We start from the raw sequence: 6,216 nt of genomic DNA, 5'->3' as shown, positions 1-6,216 counted from the left end.
AGGGGATGGGGCGCGATGCCGGCGCAGCGCCGGTGCACGGTGCGGCGCGCGGCCGCCAGCTGCAGCGCGGGGTCGTCGAGCCACAAGGTGAAGAAGGGCGGGACTTCCGGCCGGGACGGGTCGGCGGCGCGGGCGAGCGCTGCGAGGAGCTGCGCGTCGTCCCGCCAGTCGCAGACCGAGCGGCGGGCCGAGAACAGCATCCCGGCCCCCTCGGGGAGCGAGGGATCGAGGGCAAGGGCCCGCGCGAAGGCATCGGCGCCCTCGCCGTTGCGCTCGACCGAGCTGTAGGCGAGGCCGAGATTGTACCAGAGCTTGGCATCCTGCGGCTTGAGCGCCGCGGCGGCGCGGTAGAGCGCGATGGCCTCGTCGGCGCGATGCTGGCGCGCACGGACCATGGCGAGCAGGTGCATGACATCGGGGTGGTCGGGCACGCGCTTGAGGATCTTGCGATACTGGCGGGCCGCATCGTCCAGGAGGCCGCGCATCTGGGCCTGGTAGCCGTCATGCAGCAGGCGGGCCTGGTCAGGGGAAAGCGGGGGGATGGACACGCAGGGCTTCGGATGGTTTCGGGCCGCGCGCAATGCGCGGCGGCGTGGTGTGCCAGCATGGCTCCGGCTTGTTGCGACAGGACCCTAGCATGGCGGCCGAGGCCGGTATAGTGACGCAGCCGGAGCCTTTCCCGACCGGAGACCGCCATGCCCATCTATGCCCTCGACGGTGTCGCGCCCAGCCTGCCGGCCTCGGGCCGCTACTGGATCGCGCCGGATGCCGTGATCATCGGCAACGTGACCCTCAAGGACGGCGCCAGCGTGTGGTTCGGCAGCGTGCTGCGCGGCGACAATGAGCCCATCGTGATCGGCGAGGGCTCCAACATCCAGGAAAACTGCGTGCTCCACACCGACCCCGGCTTTCCCCTCACCCTGGGCACCAACGTCACGGTCGGCCACATGGCCACCCTGCACGGCTGCACGGTGGGCGACGGCAGCCTCATCGGCATGGGGTCCACGGTGCTGAACGGGGCGAATATCGCCGCAAGCTGCCTTGTGGGATCCAAGGCGCTGGTGACCGAGGGCAAGGCATTCGAGCCCTTCTCCCTCGTCGTCGGGGCGCCAGCCAAGGTGGCGCGGCAGATCGACGAGGCGACGGCGGCGCGCCTCGTGGGCACCGCCGAGCACTACCAGCACAACTGGCAGCGCTATGCCAAGGGCCTGAAGCGCATCGACTGATCCCGCGCACCGCGATCAAACGGCAAACGGGCCGGAACCGCGGCGTCGGTTCCGGCCCGTCTCACCGTTCAGGTTGGTTGGACCTGAGCGGATCTGCTCCGAACTTGAAGAAAGGAAACGCGCTCTAAACTCAAGAAAGAGAACGCGTTGTCCGAGCAGGTCGAACCACAACTCTTTGATCCACTAGCGGCCGCCGCCCACCACCGGGGGCACGCGGGTTTCGCCGAGGGTCACCCAGATGGACGGATCGGCCTGGGACTGACGCTTGACGAAGCGGTATCCCGTATCCTTCCAGGCGCGGATCTCGGTTTCCTGGTTGTCGAGGATCAGGTCGCCCTTGTCGGTCATCACGGTGAGTACGGCGTGGCCGTCGCCCTCGCGGTCCCGGACCACGGTAATGAGCAGCACCGAGCTGGGCCAGCCGAGGTTGATGAGGCGGCGGCGCTTCTCCAGCACGTAATCCTCGCAGTCGCCGCGGCCGTCGTCCGGATAGGACCAGCGTTCGGTTTCCCCGAAATGGTCGAGGTCGGTCTCGGGCTGGATCGCCTCGTTCACGGTGTGGTTGATGCGCTCGAGCTCGGTGGAGCGCTGGGGGTCCACCTTCATGACGGCAAGGCCGCTGCCCAGCGTCCCGCAATCGTGGGCGTGCTCGGCACAGAAGCGCACATAGCCCGTCGGCGCGGTGGTGACGCGGCCGTCGGCGAGATGCCGCGGCGCGAAGGCCGATGCGAGATTGGCGAGCCGGGTGCCCTGTCCCTTCGCATCCTGTCCCCGAGACTCTTGAGCAGCGGCAGCGCTCACGCCGGCGCAGAGGAGCGCCGCGGCGAGGGCTGACAGGAGACGAGGAGGCGAGACGCGCTTCGGCATGGCGGGCTATCCGACCGGGTTAATGAAACGATAATGCCCGAAGCGCGCCGCATTTGCGCCGTCAACCTTCTATTAACCTTAATGAGTCTGGTTTTTTGTTACCTCCTTTTGGTGCGGCCATTTGTCGGTGCCGCGCCGGAATGCCTTGCTCTTGCCCGCCTGATCCGACGGGGCGTGATTGGAAGGCGTTAACGTCTGTGATAATGACTGACGGGTCAGTCATTATAGGGCCGCGAATATGGCACGCCCTTCCGGACGGCAGCCGGACATCCCGGCGCAGGTGTCCCGCCGGGCGGCGGGGGTGGAGCCGCGCCGCCGCCGCGCCCCCGCCATGGACAAGGCGGAACGGCGCCGCGCGATCCTCGCCGCCGCGCTCACGGTGTTCTCGGACCACGGCTTCGCCGGCGCCCGCCTGGACGACGTGGCCCGTCACGCGGGCGTGGCCAAGGGCACGCTGTATCTGCACTTCGCCGACAAGGAGGCCCTGTTCCGCGGCCTCGTGGAGCAGGACATCGCTCCGGTGCTCGCGGACGCGGACGCGGTGGTGGGCCTGTTTCCGGGCTCGACGCGGGACCTCATCGACCGGCTCATCGTGCTCATCACCCAGCGCGTCATGGGCACGCCGGCGGAAGCCCTGGTGCGGCTCATGATCGCCGAGGGGCCGCGGTTTCCCGAGCTTGCCGCCTTCTACCATCGCGAGGTGGTGTCCCGCGGCCTAGCCATCGTGCGCAAGATCGCCCAGCGCGGGCTCGATCGCGGCGAGATCACGTCGGACCTCGCGGTGCGCTTCCCCCAGCTCGTCATTTCGCCCGCCATCGTGGCCGTCATCTGGAACGGCATGTTCGGCGCCTTCGACCCGCTCGACGCAAAGGCGTTCCTCGCGGCCCACCGCGACCTGCTGCTGCGCGGGCTCGGATGGAGAGATATGTGAAATCCCACCGCAAGCCTGTTCTCTTCCTTCGCCTTGCCGCCGTTCTCGCGGCGCTCGGCCTTGCCGGGTGCGACCGCGCCCCCGGCGACAGCTTCTCCGGCTATGTGGAGGGCGATCTCGTGTTCATCGGGCCCACCGAGACCGGTCGCGTCAGCGCGCTCAAGGTGGAGGAGGGCAGTATCGTGAAGGTCGGCGAGGTGGTCGCCCGGGTGGAGGACGACCTGCAGACCGCCGACCGCGACACTGCGGCCGCCCAGCTGAAAGAGGCCGAGGCGCGGCTCGCCAATGCGCGTTCGCCGCTCCAGCGGCCGGAGGAGATCGCCGTGCTCCAGGCGGCGGAGCAGCGCGCCGCCGCCGCCCTCGACCTGTCCCGCATCGAGCTGGAGCGCCAGAAGACGCTGGTGCCGAAGGGGGCGTCCTCCCAGGCGAACCTCGATTCCGCCCAGCACCAGTTCGACCAGAACCAGGCGGCGCTGGACGAGGCGCGCAAGCGCATCGCCGCCGCCCGCATCGCCTCCCGCACGCAGGAGATCGAGGCGGCCGAGCAGGCCGTCTCCGCCGCCCGCGCCAGCCTTGCGGCCGCCCAGGTGCGGCTCGACCGGCGCAGCCTGAAGGCGCCCGCGGACGGCATGGTGCAGACCGTCTATTACCGTGTGGGGGAGCTGGTGCCGGAAGGCCGGCCGGTGGTTTCCGTGCTGCCGCCGGACCTCGTGAAGGTGCGCTTCTTCGTGCCCGAGGCGGCGTTGCCGAGGGTCGCCGTCGGCGCGCCGGTGTCGGTGACCTGCGACGGCTGCGCGCCCATGACGGCGAAGGTCTTCTTCATCTCCACCCAGGCGGAATACACGCCGCCCATCATCTACAGCCGGGAGGAGCGCTCCAAGCTCGTCTATCTGGTGGAGGCGCGCCCGGAGAACCCGGCTACGGCGCGGCCGGGCCAGCCGGTGAACGTCGCGCTGGGGCGCACGCCGTGACCGCCGCCGGGGAGGGAATCGGCCCGGATGGCGCTCCGCCTGCCCGCGCCGCCCCGGAAGTCGCCATCGAGGTGGAGAACCTCTGCAAGAGCTTCAGCGGCCGGCGGGTGGTGGACAATCTCTCCATGCGGGTGATGCGCGGGCAGATCTACGGCTTCCTCGGGCCCAACGGCTCGGGCAAGACCACCACCATCCGCATGCTGTGCGGCCTGCTGACACCGGATTCCGGACGTGGCACCTGCCTCGGCATGGATATCCTGACGCAGGCCCGGCGCATCCGCGAGCATGTGGGCTACATGACGCAGCGCTTCTCCCTCTACCAGGATCTGTCGGTGCGGGAGAACCTGGAGTTCGTGGCGCGCGTCTACGGCGTTCCGGAGCCCGAGACGGCGGCGGCCGCCGCGCTGCAGCGGCTGGGCCTGGAAGGCCGCGGCAAGCAACTGGCCGGTGCCCTCTCGGGCGGCTGGAAGCAGCGGCTGGCGCTGGGCGCCTGCATCCTGCCCGGCCCCGATCTGCTGCTGCTCGACGAGCCCACCGCCGGTGTCGATCCGAAGGCGCGGCGCGAGTTCTGGGCGCAGATCCACGATCTGGCGGCGGAGGGGCTCACCGTCCTCGTCTCCACCCACTACATGGACGAGGCGGAGCGCTGCCACGAGATCGCGTACATCGCCTATGGCAAGCTGCTGGCCCAGGGCACGGTGGCGAGCGTGATCGCGGCCGCAGGCCTTGCCACGGTCGTCGTCGAGGTCGCCGGCGAGGCCGGCCACGAGGCCGGGCTCCACATCACCCGTCTTGCCCGCGAGCTGTCCGCCCTCGACGGGGTGGACATGGTGGCGCCCTTCGGCACGGCGCTGCACGTCTCCGGCCGCGATCCGGCGGCTCTGGAGGCAGCCCTCGCGCGGTTCCGCGGCGACCCGCGCCTCGTCATCCGCGCCGATGCCCCGACGCTGGAGGATGTGTTCATCGACCTCATGAGCCGCTCGAAGGATGAATTGCGATGAGGGCTCTCGCGGCGGCGGCCGGCTTCCTCAGGCGCGTGGGCGCCATGATCGTGAAGGAGTTCATCCAGCTGCGGCGCGACCGGGTGACCTTCGCCACCATGATCATGATCCCGCTGCTGCAGCTGATCCTGTTCGGCTATGCCATCAACACCACGCCCCGCCACCTGCCCACGGCGGTGTTCGCCCACGAGAACACGGATGCGAGCCGCGCGGTCCTCGCCGCCCTGCGCAACACCGCCTTCTTCTCCTTCGTGAAGGAGGCCGGAAGCGCGGAGGAGGCGGAGCACATGATCCGCTCCGGCGAGGTGCTGTTCTTCGTGGAGATCCCCGCCGGCTTCGAGCGCGCGCTGCGGCGCGGCGACCAGCCGCAGCTCCTCGTGGCGGCGGACGCCACCGACCCGGTGGGCTCGGCCAACGCGCTCGCCGCGCTGGCGGGGGTGGTGAGCTCGGCCCTGGTGCGCGAGAGATTCGTCGATGCCGCGGGCGAGATGCCGTTCGAGATCGTGCAGCACCGGCGCTACAACCCGGCCGGCACCAGCCAGCTGAACATCGTGCCCGGCCTGCTGGGCACCATCCTCACCATGACCATGCTCATCTACACGGCCCTGTCGGTGACCCGCGAGACCGAGCGCGGGACCATGGAGAGCCTGCTTTCCATGCCGATCCACCCGGTGGAGATCATGCTGGGCAAGATCATCCCCTACGTGTTGGTGGGCATCGTGCAGGCGGTCCTGATCCTGGGCGCGGGCATGGTGCTGTTCGGCGTGCCGCTGGAAGGCAGCGCCGCGTTCCTGGCGGCGGCGACGCTGCTCTTCATCACCGTGAACCTGTCGGTGGGCTATACCTTCTCCACCCTGGCGCAGAACCAGCTCCAGGCGGTGCAGATGTCCTTCATGTTCTTCCTGCCCTCGATTCTTCTGTCGGGCTTCATGTTCCCGTTTTCGGGCATGCCCCTGTGGGCGCAGTGGATCGGCGAGGCGCTGCCGCTCACCCACTATCTGCGCATGGTGCGCGGGATTCTCCTGAAGGGATCGGGCTTCTCGGACCTGACCGTGGATGCGGCGGCGCTGGTGGCGCTCATGTTTCTCGCCATGGGCATTGCCGTGGCGAGATTTCGTCAAACCCTTGACTGAATGCCGCGCGGCACGTCGCCGCAAAGGTGAGCGAAGCCGAGCGACGCCAGCCCTGTGGAAAAAGGTGGCAGCGCGGAGCGTTCATTC

The 6,216-nt window shown here is 69.2% G+C and carries 7 protein-coding genes; 5 read left to right on the top strand and 2 right to left on the bottom strand.

What is annotated here, in order from left to right:
- Nucleotides 1-548 (bottom strand): tetratricopeptide repeat protein (locus tag K9U40_RS13670; protein ID WP_282890723.1); only part of this gene is annotated, 548 nt, incomplete at its 3' end.
- 147 nt (nt 549-695) lie between these two features.
- Between K9U40_RS13670 and K9U40_RS13665 the strand changes: the two genes are divergently transcribed.
- Nucleotides 696-1,226: a gamma carbonic anhydrase family protein gene (locus K9U40_RS13665; protein WP_282890722.1), complete on the top strand. Its 531-nt coding sequence runs from the start codon at nt 696-698 to the stop codon at nt 1,224-1,226.
- A gap of 183 nt (nt 1,227-1,409) precedes the next feature.
- Here the strand turns inward: K9U40_RS13665 and K9U40_RS13660 are convergent, their stop codons facing one another.
- Nucleotides 1,410-2,093 (bottom strand): transglutaminase-like cysteine peptidase, encoded by a 684-nt coding sequence (locus K9U40_RS13660; protein ID WP_282890721.1) that lies wholly within the window; start codon nt 2,091-2,093, stop codon nt 1,410-1,412.
- A 238-nt stretch (nt 2,094-2,331) separates the two neighbouring features.
- Here K9U40_RS13660 and K9U40_RS13655 point away from each other — a divergent pair, with 238 nt between their 5' ends.
- The 4 genes from K9U40_RS13655 to K9U40_RS13640 are packed head-to-tail and all read left to right on the top strand — an operon-like array spanning nt 2,332 to nt 6,129.
- A complete protein-coding gene (locus K9U40_RS13655; RefSeq protein ID WP_282890720.1) occupies nt 2,332-3,024 on the top strand; it encodes a TetR/AcrR family transcriptional regulator in 693 nt (230 codons plus the stop codon).
- A complete protein-coding gene (locus K9U40_RS13650; protein WP_282890719.1) occupies nt 3,021-3,995 on the top strand; it encodes an HlyD family secretion protein in 975 nt (324 codons plus the stop codon). Before K9U40_RS13655 ends, K9U40_RS13650 begins: the two co-directional genes overlap by 4 nt.
- Nucleotides 3,992-4,996: an ABC transporter ATP-binding protein gene (locus tag K9U40_RS13645; RefSeq protein WP_282890718.1), complete on the top strand. Its 1,005-nt coding sequence runs from the start codon at nt 3,992-3,994 to the stop codon at nt 4,994-4,996. Before K9U40_RS13650 ends, K9U40_RS13645 begins: the two co-directional genes overlap by 4 nt.
- The gene (locus K9U40_RS13640; RefSeq protein WP_282890717.1) at nt 4,993-6,129 is read left to right on the top strand and encodes an ABC transporter permease; all 1,137 of its coding nucleotides are present in this window, start codon (nt 4,993-4,995) and stop codon (nt 6,127-6,129) included. The genes K9U40_RS13645 and K9U40_RS13640 overlap by 4 nt, the downstream gene beginning before the upstream one ends.
- Nucleotides 6,130-6,216 lie beyond the last annotated feature (87 nt).

The sequence above is a fragment of the Xanthobacter autotrophicus genome (assembly GCF_030015065.1).
Classification (GTDB): Bacteria; Pseudomonadota; Alphaproteobacteria; order Rhizobiales; family Xanthobacteraceae; genus Xanthobacter; species Xanthobacter autotrophicus_D.
Note: the sequence above shows the minus strand (reverse complement) of the source record. Positions and strands in the feature narration are given on the sequence as shown.